We start from the raw sequence: 16,496 nt of genomic DNA on the forward strand, positions 1-16,496 counted from the left end.
TAAAAAACGCCCGGTCAGACCGGGCGTTTTCCTGTTTGGGCGGTGATATTATTGCTTCACAAACGCTTCGCCCTGGGCGATATCTTTTTTCAGGGTTTCCAACATGCTTTCCAGCGCCTGCTGCTCAAACGGACTCAGCGCACCGACAGCTTTATGCTCCGCGATACCGTTCTTACCCAACAGCAGCGGTTGCGAGAAGAAACGGGCATGCTCACCCTCGCCTTCAACGTAGGCACACTCCACAACATTCGCTTCGCCGTTTAAAGCACGGACCAGTGACAGACCAAAACGTGCGGCGGCCTGCCCCATGGATAACGTTGCAGAACCCCCGCCGGCCTTCGCTTCCACCACTTCTGTACCGGCATTCTGGATACGTTTGGTGAGATCTGCGACTTCCTGCTCGCTGAAGGTGACGCCAGGAACCTGAGACAGTAACGGCAGAATAGTGACACCAGAGTGCCCACCGATCACCGGGACTTCTACTTCGCCAGGTTTTTTACCTTTGAGTTCAGCCACAAAGGTATTGGCGCGAATAATGTCCAGCGTCGTTACGCCAAACAGACGATTCTTGTCATAAACACCGTGTTTCTTCAACACCTCAGCCGCAATCGCCACTGTGGTGTTAACAGGGTTGGTGATCACCCCAATCAACGCTTTAGGTGCCGTAGTGGCAACCTGCTCAATGAGATTACGCACAATGCCAGCATTGACGTTAAACAAATCGGCGCGATCCATACCGGGTTTGCGTGCAACCCCGGCGGAGATAAGCACGACATCAGCACCTTTTAAAGCGGGGGTGGCATCTTCTCCACTGAAACCCTTGACCTTAACCGCGGTAGGAATGTGGCTAAGATCGACCGCAACGCCCGGTGTAACGGGAGCAATATCGTAGAGAGAAAGTTCTGAACCTGCGGGAAGCTGGGTTTTGAGTAGAAGTGCTAGCGCCTGGCCTATGCCACCAGCGGCACCGAGTACGGCAACTTTCATTCATAACTCCTTATTAAGATGGGGCAGAGAAAAGCAGAAATTCCATCTGTGTCAGACCTAAATCAACTGCTCAGGCGATGACGCGCATCCGCGACTATTTTACGTGCTTACGCACTTAATCTCCGGATTAAAAACGCACGTAATCATCTCACTATCTTCCTCACGCCGGATTGCAGTCAGATGGCAGACCTGTTCGTCCCGTCAGCATTACCTTGGGTAAGTGACATTCACAAATGCAGCCTTTCCACCCGGTAACCCTCCAGAGTGTGATCGATATAACCTGAGACCGACAATCTTGACGTCGGCAGACAGAGAACGGCAGTGTACATTTTTATTTTCTTACCTCATCAATAATATAACACCTTTGCAACCTTTGCCTTTTCAGGCTGTGAGCTGGGTTTTGGTCTGAGTAAATTCTTTGCTATTATCGCCGCCCGCGATGGATACCGCTTCGTACAATTAACAACCGATTGCATAAAAATTCATTTATATGCATAATAATGACTTTACTGCGGCCCGAACCGCGGTTTTTCTTACGTTTACTGGTAACTTATGCGAAACCCATCGAAACAAGACGATCTGATCAAAGCCTTCAAAGCTTTATTAAAAGAAGAAAAATTCAGTTCTCAGGGCGAAATTGTTCAGGCGCTGCAGGAAGACGGCTTTGAGAACATCAACCAGTCAAAAGTTTCTCGGATGCTGACAAAGTTTGGCGCGGTGCGCACCCGCAATGCCAAAATGGAAATGGTGTACTGTTTACCCGCCGAACTCGGGGTGCCTACCACGACCAGCCCTCTGAAGAATCTGGTTCTGGACATTGACTACAATGACGCGCTGGTGGTGATCCATACCAGTCCTGGTGCCGCACAGTTGATTGCTCGCCTGCTGGATTCTCTGGGTAAGTCCGAAGGTATCCTTGGCACCATTGCTGGTGATGACACTATCTTTATTACCCCAGCCCGCGCCTTTACCGTCAAACAACTTCACGACGCGATCCTTGTGCTGTTTGAACAAGAGTTGTAGTCGTTACGCCTGACCGGCAGCACACTGCCGGTTTACCCTGCCCTTTCTCTATCATCCCTTCTCCAGACCATCGCTCGCCAAATACATTATTTTTCAATAATTTAACATTAAGCCGTAATGCTTTCAGAACAAGAAATATTGGTCATACCTTTTATGCTACTTACCATTACGCGCTATTTTACACTGCTTTACATTCAAATAGTGGCGCTATCACCCAGACCAAAATAGTTAAGCAGCCAGATCGACCATGATTTTTCGCACTAAAAGTTAAAGTCACGCATCTTACTGTTTTTATGCGTAATTACCTGCCTGAGATAGGTTTTTCACCAATTTTAATAACTTTTGGTTATAAAAAAATCCCATAAGGTTAAATTGAGTCAACAAAACATTATTAGGCAGGTATTAATTTCTGCCGTTATTAGTCCTATACTTACTTTCGTGATGTGAATCACACTAATAAAAAAGAAGAACAACCACGACGAGGACATCTTTTATGAAAATTAAAACTACCATCGCTGCCTTAAGCATTTTATCTGCCCTGTCATTCGGCGCTTCAGCAGCAGATTATATCTCTGCTTCGCAAGCACAGAATCTGCAATCTGTCGGCACAGTCAGTGTCAGTGGTGTGGCCGGTGCGCCATCCGATATCAGACAGCAACTGAGCGATAAAGCCGATCAGCAAGGTGCAAAAGCCTTCCGTGTTATTGAGGCCTACAACGATGGCAACTATCACGCGACCGCTGAGCTGTACAAATAAAATCGTTGGTACTGACAGGTAACCAGCTTCTATCCACGCGTTCGCTGGTTAAACATTATTACCGGAGAATGAATCATGAAAACCCAATTAACGATTGCCGCGCTGAGCCTGGCTTCACTGCTCTCTTTTGGTGCTAACGCCGCCAGCATGGTAACGAATCAACAGGCGCAGGATATGAACCTGCAGCCGCTGAATCAAACAATTAGCGTGAGTGGTATCAACGGCGACCAGACCAATATTCGCCAGGTACTGTCGCAGAAAGCCGATGCACAAGGTGCAGGCCACTACCGCGTCATTGAGAACAACCGTGACGATACCTTCCACGTCACCGCTGAACTGTACAAATAAGCTATCCGCGGCCAGGCGGCCGCCCCTGACAAGATCGACGACCCGCTCTATGTTATTCATTCCGCAGGTTGTTGATATAAATGAGGAAAAATCATGAAAATCAAAGCAACCATCGCAACTGTTAGCCTGCTCTCCGTAATGACTTTTGGCGCTTCCGCAGCGCAACTCGTGACAGCAGACCAAACGCAGAACTTGCAACCTGTGGGAACCGTAAGCATCAGTGGCGTTGCAGGTGCCCCTGTCGACTACCGTTCACAGCTGTCTCAGAAGGCAGATGAACAAGGTGCCAGCGCTTATAAAATTATCGAAGCGAACACCGGTGACAGCTATCACATCACCGCGCAGCTGTATAAATAGTTCCTCGTCTTAAGTATGACGAACCCTTTAGCCCCGCTCGCCGGGGCTTTTTTTATGTCCGTCAAACAGAGAAAGTCCGGCATTTGTCACGATCCATGCCGGGGACCCGAAGCCGTTCTGGCAGCATAAAAGGGGGTTATCGCGGTGTTCAGGGATGTCAGTAGGCAGATATCGCGAAGCGGTGGCGGAAAGCCGTTCATGACCGCCGATACGATCAACACGCCAGCGGCTAACAGAGAGAAACGTTAGTGAGAAAGCTGTGTCAGATCCTCGTCGGACAGCCCTGTCATTGTGATAACGGTGCTGCGATCGAGTCCACTTTTCAGCATGGTGTGAGCGATTTTAAGTGCGGCGGCACGTTCACCCTCACTGCGGCCTTTCTCAAGACCACGCTGTTCACCGAGCTGAATACCTTTCTCGAGACCTTTCTGCTCAAGTTGCTGGGCAATGGTCATTAGTGCGTCCCCGTGTTGCGGCACTCGCTGTGCCAAATTACGTAAAAAAGCGTCGGCATCAGACGCTTCACCCGCCTGCACGATATAGTGTACCAACGATATAACCTGTGATGAAGAAAGATATCCGGTGAGTAAAACAGGGGCCAGTTTATCAATCAGCTCAGCCAGATCGCGTTGATGGATATGCTTCTGCAGTAATGTCAGCGCGGCCATGCTGCGATGACCGACAATATCATCATCCGGTATGACGGTAACATCCACCAGCGGAAAGGCGCTACCGTACAGCTTAGCGGCGAGCGCAGGCGTTGTGAATTCGTCCAGCCATCGGGTACTGAAAGGGTAAGGACTACGTTTACCACTGTAGAATAAAACCGGTATCACGAGTGGGATCGTTTTATATCCCGCATCAAGGTGGCGCTGCATGGCCGCTATTGCATAGCGCATCATCCTGAATGCCATATGCCTGTCCGGAGAAGACTGATGTTCAATCAGCACATGGATATATCCCTCATCGCGGCGCGTGGTTTTTAAGCTGTAAAGCACATCACTAAAATACTGACGTAGATCCTCTTCAACAAAAGATCCTGACTCCAGCTTCAGCGTGCTCAGATCGCAAATAGCGAGAAACTCTGCTGGAAGATGCAGTTCCATAAAATCACGCGCGATGGCGGGCTGAGACAGAAACTGCCGGAATGTCGCATCGTGGGGCGTGAGTGAGCTTTTTTTTCTTTTCATTTAACCTGACCAGACCATAACGGGCGCAGGTTATCACGCTCAAAAAATTTGAAGAGAAACCAAACAAGAGGTTGCGAGGGCTGTCGAGAAATGTCGATTTTCTGCCGTAGCTGCACGCTTCCGGCGACCGGTTAACCCACCGAACGCTGAGGATGTCTTAACGTGGTGACATGCTATCGAGCGATAGGTTATACGACGTTAAACTGGAGCCGTCCTTCCAGCTCTTCTTCAGCCTCGTCGAACAACAGAATTAAAGCGCCATAGCGGCGTTTTTGCCCCTGGCCAAGATTCACAAATTCAATTTTTAACGGCATGGGTAGCCCCTGGCTGACAATGACGTCCCAGAGCCCATCGAGATCGCAGATAAACCGCGCTTTCAGGGCGAAGCGATCGCAGAACTGGCGTAAGAAATGGGCCTGATCGACAATCTCATTAAAATCAAAACGCTCGACTCTCATACTGACGACTCCCGTTATCCGGCTCTGGGCGACCTGAGGCCGCCCGGATATTCATCTAGCTTAAACCGCCGAGGTGCAGCGCTTTGACCTCCAGGTACTCATCCATCCCCAGCACCGATCCTTCACGTCCCAGGCCCGATTCTTTCACGCCGCCAAAGGGTGCCAGCTCTGTCGAGACAGCACATTCATTAATGCCAATCATTCCGCTCTCCAGCGCCGAAGATACCCGGAATACACGCTGCAGGTTTTGCGTATAAAAATAGGCCGCCAGGCCATATTCAGTCTGGTTGGCGCGACGGATCACCTCTTCTTCATCATCAAAGCGGAAGCAGGCTGCCACTGGGCCAAACGTTTCTTCCTGGGCCAGCTTCATCCCTTCATGTGCATCGCCGATGACGGTGGGTTGCCAGAAGTTTCCTCCCAACGCATGTCGCTTACCGCCAGCCAGCACCTTGCCGCCCTGAGCCACCGCATCCTTGACATGCTCTTCAACTTTTTCCAGTGCTGAGGTTTCAATCAACGGACCGACAATCACGCCGTCCTCCATCCCGTTTCCGACCTTGAGCTTGTCCACTTCTGCTGCAAGCTGAGTGGTAAAACGTTCGTAGACCGCACTGTGGATGAAAAAACGGTTAACGCTGACGCAAACCTGACCGGCATTACGGAATTTGTTAGCAATGGCGCCCTGCACGGCCGCATCAATATCCGCATCCTCAAACACGATATAGGGTGCGTTGCCGCCCAGCTCCATCGAGACTTTTTTCATCGTCTCTGCAGCGTTACGCATGAGCGTTTTCCCTACCGCCGTTGAACCGGTAAAGGAAATTTTCCGGACGGCTTTGCTGGCCATAATGGCATCGCTAATGGCATGTGTGTCGCCAGCCACCCCATTAAGCACGCCATCAGGGATACCGGCTTTTTTTGCCAGCGCCAGTAAGGCAAATGCGGAAAGCGGCGTGTTATTCGCAGGTTTAATAATGCCTGTGCATCCTGCTGCCAGCGCGGGGCCTAACTTACGTGTCAGCATCGCCATCGGGAAATTCCATGGCGTGATAGCGGCGACTACGCCGACCGGCTCACGGGTTGCCAGAATACGCGACCCCGCTTTGGCGGGCGGGATGATTTCACCATTGGCGCGTTTAGCCTGCTCGGCAAACCATTGAATAAAGCTCGCGGCGTATTCCACTTCGCCCTCTGCTTCCTTGAGCGGCTTACCTTGCTCCGTTGTCATCAGCTCAGCCAGCCAGCGTTTATTTTCAATGATCAACCTGTACCAGCGGTAAAGCAGTTCTGAACGCGCCTTCGCGGTCTGTGCACGCCATGCCGGAAAGGCCTCTTGTGCCGCCTTAATCGCTGCTTCCGTTTCGGTTTTACCCGCTTTGGCTACCTGAGCCACGCGCTCACCGGTGGCAGGGTTGGTCACGTCAAAGGTGGAAGCCGTTTGCAGCCACTGACCGTTTACCAGATAGCCCGTCTGGAACAGTTCGCTGTCTTGCAGTGGAGAATGCATTGGGTTACTCCTGTCAGTTTTGTCTTCTGTCAGGAAAGTATAGATGGCAAAAATGACAGGTCAGGTAACAGGGGGCAGCATCATGGCCGCCAGCACCTGTGGCAGCCATAATTCAGATTTGGACGAGCGTGTTTTGATATTTTGTCAGCATCTCAGCCAGCCGCTTCACCGGCTCGGTCACGCTGTCCGGCGCGTCATAGTGCGCCAGCTTATGCTGATAGACATCCAACTCTTTGAGTAACCGTTCAAAATAATAACGTCGCTTTTCATCACTGCGCACCGAGATAACCCGATCGGCAGTGTGCCGTAACTGGCGGTGATAGGCGGATAAATCGGCGTTAACCGGCACATCTGCAGCGCGCAGGCGTTGATGACCAATAATTAAGGTCAGCGCAATGCGATATTTATCAATATCCCCAGGGAACAGGTTAAGCAGCAAAAAGAGCTGCTGATAGAGCGCCGGAAGATGATTTTCACGGCGGCGAGCCTGGTTTGTCGTCATCGCCGAAACCGCCGCATACATGAAGCGGTTAAGCAGTTTACGTCCCGTGCGCGCTTTGGATTTATCCCGAATTAACAGGATGACCATCAGCGCAACAAAGCTGCCTATCCACTGTCCCAGTGCACTGTCGATGAACACCGTGAAGTTGAACTGCATCGGATTATCCAGCACCAGGACGTTAATTGTGCCGACCATGGCACCGAGTGTTCCGATCTGTCGGCGCTGAATTAACATGCCTGAAATAAACCCTAACAGGCCAATGGCAATGCACAGCAGCGTGGCGCTTTGTTGGGTATTGGGCAAAATATACATAAAATAGAGCGCACCCAGCGGCACAGCCACCGTCATACCGTAAACAAAGTCTTTGGCCATCATCAGCGGATTGGGCATCCGCATCGCCAGTGCCGTAATCACACCCAGCATGACCATGCAGCCGCTTCCTGAGGTCCAGCCGGTATACAGCCAGAACAACGAACCCAGGGCGGTGGCCACGAAGGTGCGAATACCGTTAATCATCGCATGATGGGTTTCCGCAGAACGCGCCTGGATTACCACCTCGCGCTGAAGAATACGCTCTTCCAGGTCGGTAATACGGCCATTGCTTTTGATGCCGTTAATCAGCAGCTGATATTCCGTTGCGGCCTCAACCCAGCTTTCCAGCGTCTCCGGTGCCGTTTTACTGCCGGCGGCGATTAACCGTCGCAGCGTTTTCATACGCTTGTGTACAGCTTCTGCCGTGGCGGCTTCTTTTCCGGTCAGCACGCGATACTGCGTAGGAATGTAGTCAGGCCGTGAGTTTTGGATTAAGAACGTTTCGGCGGCCTGAGTAATCAGCGTTAATGACAGAGTATTCAGCATTTGCAGCCGGCGGCTGGTATTCTGCCAGCGCGAAGACTCCATCATTAACTGACTGCGCATGCTACTGAGCGCCGTGGTACGCCGCACCAACGCCCCCCAGGCTTTATCGACTTCTTCTTTGTCCTCATGCGCGACACACAGTTGTAGCAACCTGTAATGCGCCACCAGCAGCGACTCGACTTCGGCATCAATCACTTTCTTAATCGAACGTGGCGAGAAAATCATATCGGCCAGAATGGCGCACAGAATCCCCAATATGATTTCGCTACAGCGTTCCACGGCATATTGCGGGACCAGCGTCAGTCCACTATTGGCATTTGCCGTGACGACAATGATTAATGCGGTGTAGCCTGCCAGCCCGAGCGCATAGGAATTCTCTACCTTAATCAGTGAAGACAGCCATACGCACAAACCCGCCCAGATACAACATAGCAGCAGCATAACGACCGGCGCGCGTACGGTCGCAATCATGATGACCAGCGCGGCGATACAACCGATAAACGTCCCGATGATACGAAGAATACCGCGATAGCGTAATGCCCCCGAATAGGGATCGCCGCCTGCCGCAAACGCCGTTCCGCCCGCCACAATCCCCGCAGTCATGACCGCCCAGCGGGGGGTTTCAAGGTTAAGATGAAAGCCGATCATCAGCGCGGCAACCAGCGCAAAAGTCAGCTTTATCGGGAAACGCAGGAACTCAATCATATCGCCCTCTTAACCAAACTCACGCAGACGGTTAAGGAAGGACATGATGGGCGAGGTCTCAGTATGCTGACGATCGTGTGCTCCGGTGATGACCACGGTGGCCGTCGTCCCTGCGGGATAAAGATTGCCCGGCTCCTGATCGAGACGGATGCGTACCGGCACGCGCTGCGCCAGGCGCACCCACTCCAGATTCGACTGCACCGTTGCCATTCCTTTACTGTCAACGCTGCTACTGCTGTTGGTCACGCCTGCCGCGATGCTGTCAACCGTACCGCGCAACGTCACGTTGCTGCCCAGCGGGGTAATTTCAGCCCGGAAGCCGGGTTGTACGCCGTGCAGTTTGGTCTCTTCCAGATAGGCCAGCACGTAAAATGAGCGCTGCTGAACCAGCGCGACGGCAACTGAGCCACGCGTAATAAATTCGCCCTGGTAGACATTCAGGTTAGTTACCCATCCATCTGCAGGGGCCTTGATGGTGGTGCGCTCCAGGTCGATCTTCGCCAGATCGCGGGTAGCAATAGATTTTGCCAGTTGGTGTTCGCTGGTTTGCAAATCGTTGTTGGATTGCTCAATTGCTTCACGTGACATCGCAGACGTGCCGAGTCGGTTTCGACGTCCGGCCTCTCGGCGTTTTTCATTAACCAGCGCCTGGTAATATTCCACGTCGGCCTGTGCTTCATCTAAGGCTTTTTGATAGCGTGGGCGATCGACCACAAACAGCGTGTCGCCTTTTTTTACCAGTTGGTTGTCGCGAACGGGGACCTCGGTAATCAACCCGGTGACATCAGGTGAAATCGCGACGACATCGGCCGCAAATCGTGCATCGCGCGTCCAGGGCGATTCGGTGTAGAACACCCAGGCACGGAATATGATAATGACAGCGATGATGACCAGCAAAAGGGTGATGGCGTAACGCGCGATTTTTCTTATAAGCGTGTTCACGTAAACCTCAAACAAATAAACGGGATACCAGATAAAATACACAGCAGTAAAGGGCTGTATTGAAGAGTGCCGGGTGCCAGACAAGATCGTAGATACCGCTGGGCGTCAGCACGCGTTTCACCAACCAGAACAGCATGAGTGAAACAATGAGTTCGATGAAAATGGGCGGAAAAGAGAGCCCAAACATGACAAATACCGGAAGTACACTCATTAAAAATCCTTAGTTCGATACGGCCGGGATAATTCACCGCCTGAAGGACGCAAACGCCAGTGCGCCATAAGCCACATCTGAACTACGGCTGGCTTAATAATAGCGTATCATCGGGTGTTTTCAGGTAATGAAGCGTCGCCAGGTCATACCCCGGTAGGCTTATAGTAACGCGCTTAACTATACGTTTTCTACTGAATGTGATCTAAATCACTTTTTAGCCAGAGTAAACAATGGAACGACTTAAAGGTATGTCGATATTCGCGAAGGTGGTAGAACTGGGTTCTTTCACCGCGGCCGCACGGCAGCTTCATCTTAGCGTGTCATCGATCAGCCAGATCGTCGCCAAACTCGAGGATGCGCTCCAGGTTAAGTTACTTAACCGCAGTACACGCAGCATCGGACTTACTGAGGCCGGTAAAATCTATTATCAGGGCTGCCGCCGCATGCTGGCAGAGGCTAACCAGGTTCATGAACAGCTGTATGCCTTTAATAACACGCCGATCGGTATATTACGTATTGGCAGCTCTTCCACCATGGCGCAGAACGTGCTGGCCGGTATGACCAGCGATATGCTGCGTGATTATCCCGGTTTGAGTGTTAACCTGGTGACCGGCATTCCCGCGCCAGATTTGATTGCGGACGGGCTGGACGTGGTGATCCGGGTGGGAGCATTAAAGGATTCCAGCCTGTTCTCGCGCCGACTTGGGGCGATGCCGATGGTGGTCTGTGCCGCTAAACACTATCTGACGCAGCACGGGACGCCGGAAAAACCTGGCGATATCGCGAAATTTGCCTGGCTGGAATACAGCGTCAGACCTGATAACAATTTTGAGCTGATTGCCCCCGAAGGCATCGTCACCCGTCTGTCGCCACAGGGGCGTTTCGTTACCAATGATTCTCAGACGCTGATCCGCTGGCTTAAGGCCGGCAATGGCATCGCCTATGTACCGATGATGTGGGTGGCGGATGAAATCAAGAAGGGCGAGATTGATATTTTGTTCCCGCAGTACCAATCCGATCCACGGCCGGTTTATGCGCTCTATACCGAAAAAGACAAACTGCCGCTGAAAGTACAGGTCTGTATCGACTATTTGACCCACTATTTTGAGCAGGTTGCCGAGCAGTACAAACAGCACCGTAAAAGCTAAAAACCCGCCAGCTGGCGGGTTTTCTGTCTCTGTCAGGCGGTGCCACCGATAGTGAGCTTATCCAGCTTCAGCGTCGGCTGGCCCACGCCAACCGGCAGGCTCTGTCCCTCTTTACCACACACGCCAACGCCTTTATCCAGCGCCAGATCGTTACCGACCATAGAGATTTGCTGCATCGCTTCGATACCGGAGCCGATCAAGGTCGCTCCTTTCACTGGTTTAGTCACTTTGCCTTTCTCAATCAGATAGGCTTCTGACGTTGAGAACACAAACTTACCAGAGGTGATATCGACCTGACCACCGCCAAAGTTAGGCGCATACAAACCGTACTCTACGCTTTCGATAATATCCTGTGGCGTGGATTTACCGGCCAGCATATAGGTGTTCGTCATGCGCGGCATCGGCAGGTGCGCATAGGATTCGCGACGACCGTTACCGGTAGGATTTACCCCCATCAGTCGTGCATTCAGCTTATCCTGCATATAGCCTTTCAATACGCCATTTTCGATCAGCACATTGTACTGTCCAGGAACGCCTTCATCGTCGATAGCCAGCGACCCACGTAATCCCTCAATGGTCCCGTCATCAACCACGGTACACAGATCCGAGGCAACCAGTTGGCCCATCTTGCCGCTAAACACTGACGTGCCACGGCGATTAAAGTCACCTTCCAGACCGTGACCTACGGCTTCGTGCAACAGTACGCCCGGCCAGCCTGCGCCCAGCACAACCGGCAAGGCGCCTGCCGGCGCAGCCACAGCAGACAGATTGACCAGCGCCATGCGTACGGCCTCACGTGCCCAGGCATCGGCCCGCACGTCGCCATTCTCATCGGCCAGGAAAAATGCATAGCCGGTACGCGCGCCGCCGCCGCTTGAACCGCGCTCACGCTTGCCCTGGTCTTCAACCTGGACACTGATAGACAGACGAACCAGCGGACGCACATCGGCAGCTAAAGTACCGTCGGTTGCGGCTACCAGCACCTGCTCATATACGCCGGTCAGGCTGGCATTCACTTCCTGAACGCGGGGATCGGCAGCACGTGCAACCTGGTCAACACGATGTAGCAACGCAATTTTGTCCTCACGGCTCAGGCTGCCGAGCGGATCGACTGGCGCATACAGAGAACGGCTAACCACGGCAGACAGCGTCTGAGCCTTGCCGTTGCCCTGTTCACGCACGATGCTTCGTGCCGCTTCGGAGGATAAGCGTAAGGCATTCAGCGTGATTTGGTCGGCATACGCAAAACCCGTTTTCTCACCGCTGACGGCACGCACGCCCACGCCCTGATCGATATGATAGGACCCGTCTTTAATGATTTTATCTTCCAGAACCCAGGATTCATGGAAGCTGGACTGGAAGTAAAGATCGGCATAGTCCAGACGACGTTCTGAAAGCTGCCCTAACAGGGAAAAAAGGTCCTGCTGATTAATGTTGTTAGCAGTTAGCAACTGCTCACTTACCAGATTCAGAGTCATCGTGTCTCACTTAATATGTGCTCGGATAATCATAGCCTGCGGCAATTATGTTACGCCGTCAAATATCACTTGTTATAGGTTTCGCGTGGCTTACGCATTACTTCATCTATTTCAGGCTTATCCAGCGGTCCGCTGATGTGATAACGCAGGACTGAAATTTTACTCCAGAGCGGTCCCAGCACCTTGCTGGCGGCAAATACCGCCGCCCCCACCACCGGATTAATGGCAAAAGCAGCCGCCACGCCCACTGACGCAGAAATTTCTGGCGTGACTATCGCTTCCATATCAATGCGGCGTTTCACCAGGTCCATATTGCCCTGCATGGCGATATCCGCTTCCAGGCCGTCAACCAACAGGTTGTCAGTTCTCACGACCCCATTTTCAATCCAGGCGGTGCCGTTGATGGAGTCGAAATAGAACCCCTTGTTAAAGGTATCGCTGAAATCAAAACGCAGTTTGCGTAACAGGGCATCGAAGCTCAACAGGCGCAGAATCTGTCCGGCGGCGCCGGTATCCACATCGCTTATTTGTCCTTTACCAAAGTGCGTTTTCAGCGTGCCGCTCAGCGTTTCTGCCGCGGGCTGCCACGGTGCCGAGCGCCAGTGCAGGTCATAATCAATCTTGAAGGGCGCATCTCGCAGCGGCGTATTCACGCCAAACCAGTTGGTCGCGTTATTGATGTTGCTGCCCTGCAGCGTGCCTTTTAAAGAGGTGCGCTGGTCGTTTGGTCGGTTAACCCATTCGCCCTGAATGTTCAGCCGCGAGCTGCCGGTATCCACTAAACCGTTAGTAAGTGCCAACGTACTTCCTTTAGGCTGAAGCCGGGCAGTGACCCGTCCATACTTCTGCCCCATCAGCCAGCATTCAGCGCATTGCAGTTGTAAAGCAGGCCACTGGCTAAAGTCGATCTGATCGCTTTTTTGCCCCAGAGGTGAGGCGGACGCACTTTTCTTATCGCCAGTGCCCTCCCAGTCTGGATTGTAATAAAGGTAATCCAGAGCGATCTGCCACGGCGCTGAAGGTGAGGTGATTAACTGCCCTCTTAGCTCGTCAGCATTGACGTTAATCCGGTTTTTTCCACCCATGTCCTGGGTTAATGAGGTATCAACGTTATGCCAGCGCTGGCCTGCCAGACTCACAGAAGGGCTACGCAGGATAATATTGCCCGGAAGCGTTGCACCGCCCACCTGATGCTCACCGGTTGAACGGGTCGCACCACCTTCGCCAGCCGTCATCAGTGCCGCCCACGCCTCACCATCCAGCGCAGGTAAGTTGAGTACCATGCCTGAATGATCTGGCAGCGTCGGTATTGTCTTTGTATCGTTGAGCCAGATACCACGGTCAACGCGCAGGGCCGGCTCCAGCAGCCAGCGGCTGTTAAATTTGTGCCGTTCATCTACGCTACCGCTGAGATCAAAGTGCGTTAAATCGCCTTTAGCGTTGATGGCCACAGGCAGGCTTTCGCCCGCTTTTTTATCCAGTGGCGAAGGTAAGCGACTACTTACTTCCTTCCCGTCACCTTTCAGCGCGATGTCGTAATGCGCACCGCCCTTATGCGGTAAGGCGACGTTAACCTCGCCCTGCCAGGGAAGATGCCCAACCAGTTGGCTGCCCACCTGGGGCGGAATACCGGTGATTTTTGCCAGTTGCCAGTCAGCCAGTAACTTAACGTTAATGCCAAAATCATCAGGATTTTCTTTTGTGCTAAAGCTGACATTAAGGGGCTGACCAAACCAGTCCGCCTGCATCTGATCGCTTTCAAGATTGCCGTTGTTATAACGGAACTGCCCAGTCAGATGGGTCATGGTGGTATTCAGCGGCTTGATATGCAGGCTATTGTTATTCATCACCACATCACCACTGGCGTGAACGTCCTTGCCATTCAGAGGAATATCAAGCTTAAGGTGGCCTTTGGTCAGACCTTTAATCTGTAACTGTTCAAGGGCCGCCCCCAGGGAGGACTTGAGTGGCGTGTGCTGGAAGTAATCGCCAATTTGCTGACCATCTCCGCTGATATCACCGTTGATAATCAGCTTTTCCTTCATGTAATCAGGAATGGTGGCGCTGACATTACGCGCCTCCACTTCACCCAGTTTAGCCAGGGGCGCATGCATCCACAGGCCATCATTCAGGAAGTTAAGATCGATATCGAGGTTGCTGATATCCGGCCAGCCGGGCTGGAAACCATAGGTTGCGTGGCGTAAAGGCACCCAGACCTGAAACATGCCGTCGTTATGCTGAAAAGGAAAAAGCGCCGGATTGCCGTTGAACAGCAGCGTGGCATTCTCCACCTTGCCGCCTTTAACCGCGCCGCTCAGGTAGCGCGTGAGCGAATGCCCCATCAGCGGTGTGGGGAAATAGCGCCAGGCATCGCCCGCATCGCTGACGTTAATACCGGCCAGGATATCAAGTTGAGGCTGCGTATCGGTGTTCTGCTGATAACGGAAGTCGCCATGTGCCCAAAGTGAACGCGCCTGGATATCAAGATTATGACCTGCCAGGGTCAGGCCGTGCGGGTCACGCAACCAGCTCATACTGCCGGTCACCTGCTTGATCTCCAGCGGTGCCTGGAACATATCACCATAGGGCACCGTGGCCTGGCCCATCGCAATCGTGGCCTGCCCATTATTCAGGCTGCCTGTCGCTTCGCCATTTAAATGGCTGATGCCGGGAACCAGTTTCCAGAACTGCCAGCTGAAGTCGCGCCACTTAACCTGAAAGCGCGTCTGCTCAGGCTGATCGACAGGAATATCCAGCGCCAGCCCGTCAATGGTGCCGCGCGGTCGTAATGCGCGCCAGTTATCAAACAATGCCGGTGATAAGGGCGCAAACAGCGGCACCAACGGTGCGATGTGGTCCAGCGCCAACTGTGTTGCACGTACCCGAATCTCAGGCTCGCTGTTGCTGCCCAGCATCTGCGGGTCCTGAGGTTGCCAGAGGAGTGAGAAATGACCGGCAGGCCAGGCATTACCGTCTGTGCTGAGCCTGGTTTGCGGCACATTGACCACCCAGCCATTTTTGTAACGCGACAGATGGGCAGTGAGGTTATCAACGTTCAGCGTGTGGGGACCGCTCTCGCCCTGCCAGCTTGCGCCGCCCTTACTTAACAGCAGATCGCCGGCATAGACGTCGCCATCACGCAGATTAACCCAGGCCGCCAGGCTGAACCGGGCACTATCAAGCCGGGTGTTATCCCTCACCCAGCGGCCCAGCCATGGACGCATATCAACATCATCGGCCTGCATCCAGATACGACCATCGTTGAGTAAGCCATTACTGTCTTTCAGATCAAGACGAACCTGCACTACGCCGTGTTGTCCAGTAAAGCTCGACAGGCTGACTTCACCTTCTGCTCGATGTCGGGTGTTTTCGTTCAACCAGGTGAGGTTAGGAATCGCCAGTTCAGCATGCTGACCGGATGGGGTGATAAAGCGAATGGTGCTGTCACGCAGAGTAAAGTGATCGAACTGACGCAAAAACAGATCGTTGACCTGAGTGAGCTTAAAGCTGTGCTTGTCGCTGTCACTGGTCAGCAGAGGCTGAGTGCTGTCGAGATGTAATTGCCAGAAGGTCAGATCGCGGAACTGCCAGCGCCAGTGGAGCAGTGACTGCCAGACATCCAGCGCAACGGTGATACGTGCGATGGAGAGCGAGCCGGTCTCCTTCATATCGACATTTAAGTCGCGGATTTGTAGCGTGGGGCCGAAATTCTCCCACTTTCCACGGAGTTGGCTGGCGTTAACCTTGACACCGCTGGTGTCGGAGACGAACTGAAGAACCTGACTACGATAGGCGTCAAGATGCGGCATCGCCAGACGCAGCGCGCTGACAAGCAGCGCCACAATCACAATGACTGTCGCGAGCAGCAGTAACATAATTCTTGGCAACTGCCTCACTCACACCTCTCCTTGTCTACCGTTAACGACGGATGGTTGCTGCTCATACCCGGCGTCTTATGACATAGCGGTATGGGTTCACATTTTACCCCAAAATGTGCAGTCAGGCATGGTGAGCCTGACCAG

The 16,496-nt window shown here is 52.7% G+C and carries 14 protein-coding genes; 5 read left to right on the forward strand and 9 right to left on the reverse strand.

The window, feature by feature from the left end; genetic code table 11:
* Positions 1-48 precede the first annotated feature (48 nt).
* A complete protein-coding gene (gene mdh / locus A6A26_RS03005; protein ID WP_063877421.1) occupies positions 49-987 on the reverse strand; it encodes a malate dehydrogenase in 939 nt (312 codons plus the stop codon).
* A gap of 552 nt (positions 988-1,539) precedes the next feature.
* Here mdh and argR point away from each other — a divergent pair.
* The 4 genes from argR to yhcN (A6A26_RS03025) all read left to right on the forward strand — a co-directional run bounded on the left by argR (position 1,540) and on the right by yhcN (A6A26_RS03025) (position 3,472).
* The gene (gene argR, locus A6A26_RS03010) at positions 1,540-2,010 is read left to right on the forward strand and encodes a transcriptional regulator ArgR (RefSeq protein ID WP_013027416.1); all 471 of its coding nucleotides are present in this window, start codon (positions 1,540-1,542) and stop codon (positions 2,008-2,010) included.
* A gap of 493 nt (positions 2,011-2,503) precedes the next feature.
* On the forward strand, positions 2,504-2,767 hold the full coding sequence (yhcN, locus tag A6A26_RS03015; protein WP_063877422.1) for a peroxide/acid stress response protein YhcN: 264 nt from the start codon (positions 2,504-2,506) through the stop codon (positions 2,765-2,767).
* A 75-nt stretch (positions 2,768-2,842) separates the two neighbouring features.
* Positions 2,843-3,115 (forward strand): YdgH/BhsA/McbA-like domain containing protein, encoded by a 273-nt coding sequence (locus A6A26_RS03020; RefSeq protein WP_063877423.1) that lies wholly within the window; start codon positions 2,843-2,845, stop codon positions 3,113-3,115.
* 93 nt (positions 3,116-3,208) lie between these two features.
* The gene (gene yhcN, locus A6A26_RS03025; protein WP_063877424.1) at positions 3,209-3,472 is read left to right on the forward strand and encodes a peroxide/acid stress response protein YhcN; all 264 of its coding nucleotides are present in this window, start codon (positions 3,209-3,211) and stop codon (positions 3,470-3,472) included.
* Positions 3,473-3,717: 245 nt separating this feature from the next.
* On the opposite strand, the gene A6A26_RS03030 is transcribed toward yhcN (A6A26_RS03025), so the two are convergent.
* The 6 genes from A6A26_RS03030 to aaeX form a co-directional block, all read right to left on the reverse strand.
* Positions 3,718-4,662 carry an Rpn family recombination-promoting nuclease/putative transposase gene (locus A6A26_RS03030; RefSeq protein WP_063877425.1) on the reverse strand — a complete coding sequence of 315 codons (945 nt, stop codon included), beginning with the start codon at positions 4,660-4,662 and terminating at the stop codon, positions 3,718-3,720.
* A 188-nt stretch (positions 4,663-4,850) separates the two neighbouring features.
* On the reverse strand, positions 4,851-5,120 hold the full coding sequence (locus A6A26_RS03035) for a barstar family protein (protein WP_063877426.1): 270 nt from the start codon (positions 5,118-5,120) through the stop codon (positions 4,851-4,853).
* Between the two features lie 55 nt (positions 5,121-5,175).
* Positions 5,176-6,630 carry an NAD-dependent succinate-semialdehyde dehydrogenase gene (locus A6A26_RS03040; RefSeq protein ID WP_063877427.1) on the reverse strand — a complete coding sequence of 485 codons (1,455 nt, stop codon included), beginning with the start codon at positions 6,628-6,630 and terminating at the stop codon, positions 5,176-5,178.
* 112 nt (positions 6,631-6,742) lie between these two features.
* Positions 6,743-8,695 (reverse strand): p-hydroxybenzoic acid efflux pump subunit AaeB, encoded by a 1,953-nt coding sequence (gene aaeB, locus A6A26_RS03045; protein WP_063877428.1) that lies wholly within the window; start codon positions 8,693-8,695, stop codon positions 6,743-6,745.
* 9 nt (positions 8,696-8,704) lie between these two features.
* Complete coding sequence (gene aaeA, locus A6A26_RS03050) at positions 8,705-9,637, reverse strand: p-hydroxybenzoic acid efflux pump subunit AaeA (protein ID WP_063881045.1); 933 nt, start codon at positions 9,635-9,637, stop codon at positions 8,705-8,707.
* 7 nt (positions 9,638-9,644) lie between these two features.
* Positions 9,645-9,848 carry a p-hydroxybenzoic acid efflux pump operon protein AaeX gene (aaeX, locus tag A6A26_RS03055; RefSeq protein ID WP_006120970.1) on the reverse strand — a complete coding sequence of 68 codons (204 nt, stop codon included), beginning with the start codon at positions 9,846-9,848 and terminating at the stop codon, positions 9,645-9,647.
* A gap of 230 nt (positions 9,849-10,078) precedes the next feature.
* On the opposite strand from aaeX, the gene aaeR reads away from it, so the two are divergent.
* A complete protein-coding gene (gene aaeR, locus A6A26_RS03060) occupies positions 10,079-10,996 on the forward strand; it encodes an HTH-type transcriptional activator AaeR (protein WP_063877429.1) in 918 nt (305 codons plus the stop codon).
* A gap of 32 nt (positions 10,997-11,028) precedes the next feature.
* On the opposite strand, the gene tldD is transcribed toward aaeR, so the two are convergent.
* On the reverse strand, positions 11,029-12,474 hold the full coding sequence (gene tldD / locus A6A26_RS03065) for a metalloprotease TldD (RefSeq protein WP_063877430.1): 1,446 nt from the start codon (positions 12,472-12,474) through the stop codon (positions 11,029-11,031).
* A gap of 65 nt (positions 12,475-12,539) precedes the next feature.
* On the reverse strand, positions 12,540-16,370 hold the full coding sequence (gene yhdP, locus A6A26_RS03070) for an AsmA2 domain-containing protein YhdP (protein ID WP_063877431.1): 3,831 nt from the start codon (positions 16,368-16,370) through the stop codon (positions 12,540-12,542).
* Positions 16,371-16,496: the final 126 nt, after the last annotated feature.

This window comes from Pantoea sp. OXWO6B1, from assembly GCF_001641135.1.
Taxonomy (GTDB): Bacteria; Pseudomonadota; Gammaproteobacteria; order Enterobacterales; family Enterobacteriaceae; genus Pantoea; species Pantoea allii.

Coding starts and splice junctions, on each gene's coding strand:
- aaeX (WP_006120970.1), bottom strand. CDS start 9,848: ATGAGTGTACTTCCGGTATTTGTCATGTTTGGGCTCTCTTTTCCGCCC.
- A6A26_RS03020 (WP_063877423.1), top strand. CDS start 2,843: ATGAAAACCCAATTAACGATTGCCGCGCTGAGCCTGGCTTCACTGCTC.
- A6A26_RS03040 (WP_063877427.1), bottom strand. CDS start 6,630: ATGCATTCTCCACTGCAAGACAGCGAACTGTTCCAGACGGGCTATCTG.
- mdh (WP_063877421.1), bottom strand. CDS start 987: ATGAAAGTTGCCGTACTCGGTGCCGCTGGTGGCATAGGCCAGGCGCTA.
- yhcN (WP_063877424.1), top strand. CDS start 3,209: ATGAAAATCAAAGCAACCATCGCAACTGTTAGCCTGCTCTCCGTAATG.
- A6A26_RS03030 (WP_063877425.1), bottom strand. CDS start 4,662: ATGAAAAGAAAAAAAAGCTCACTCACGCCCCACGATGCGACATTCCGG.
- aaeR (WP_063877429.1), top strand. CDS start 10,079: ATGGAACGACTTAAAGGTATGTCGATATTCGCGAAGGTGGTAGAACTG.
- yhcN (WP_063877422.1), top strand. CDS start 2,504: ATGAAAATTAAAACTACCATCGCTGCCTTAAGCATTTTATCTGCCCTG.
- aaeB (WP_063877428.1), bottom strand. CDS start 8,695: ATGATTGAGTTCCTGCGTTTCCCGATAAAGCTGACTTTTGCGCTGGTT.
- tldD (WP_063877430.1), bottom strand. CDS start 12,474: ATGACTCTGAATCTGGTAAGTGAGCAGTTGCTAACTGCTAACAACATT.
- argR (WP_013027416.1), top strand. CDS start 1,540: ATGCGAAACCCATCGAAACAAGACGATCTGATCAAAGCCTTCAAAGCT.
- A6A26_RS03035 (WP_063877426.1), bottom strand. CDS start 5,120: ATGAGAGTCGAGCGTTTTGATTTTAATGAGATTGTCGATCAGGCCCAT.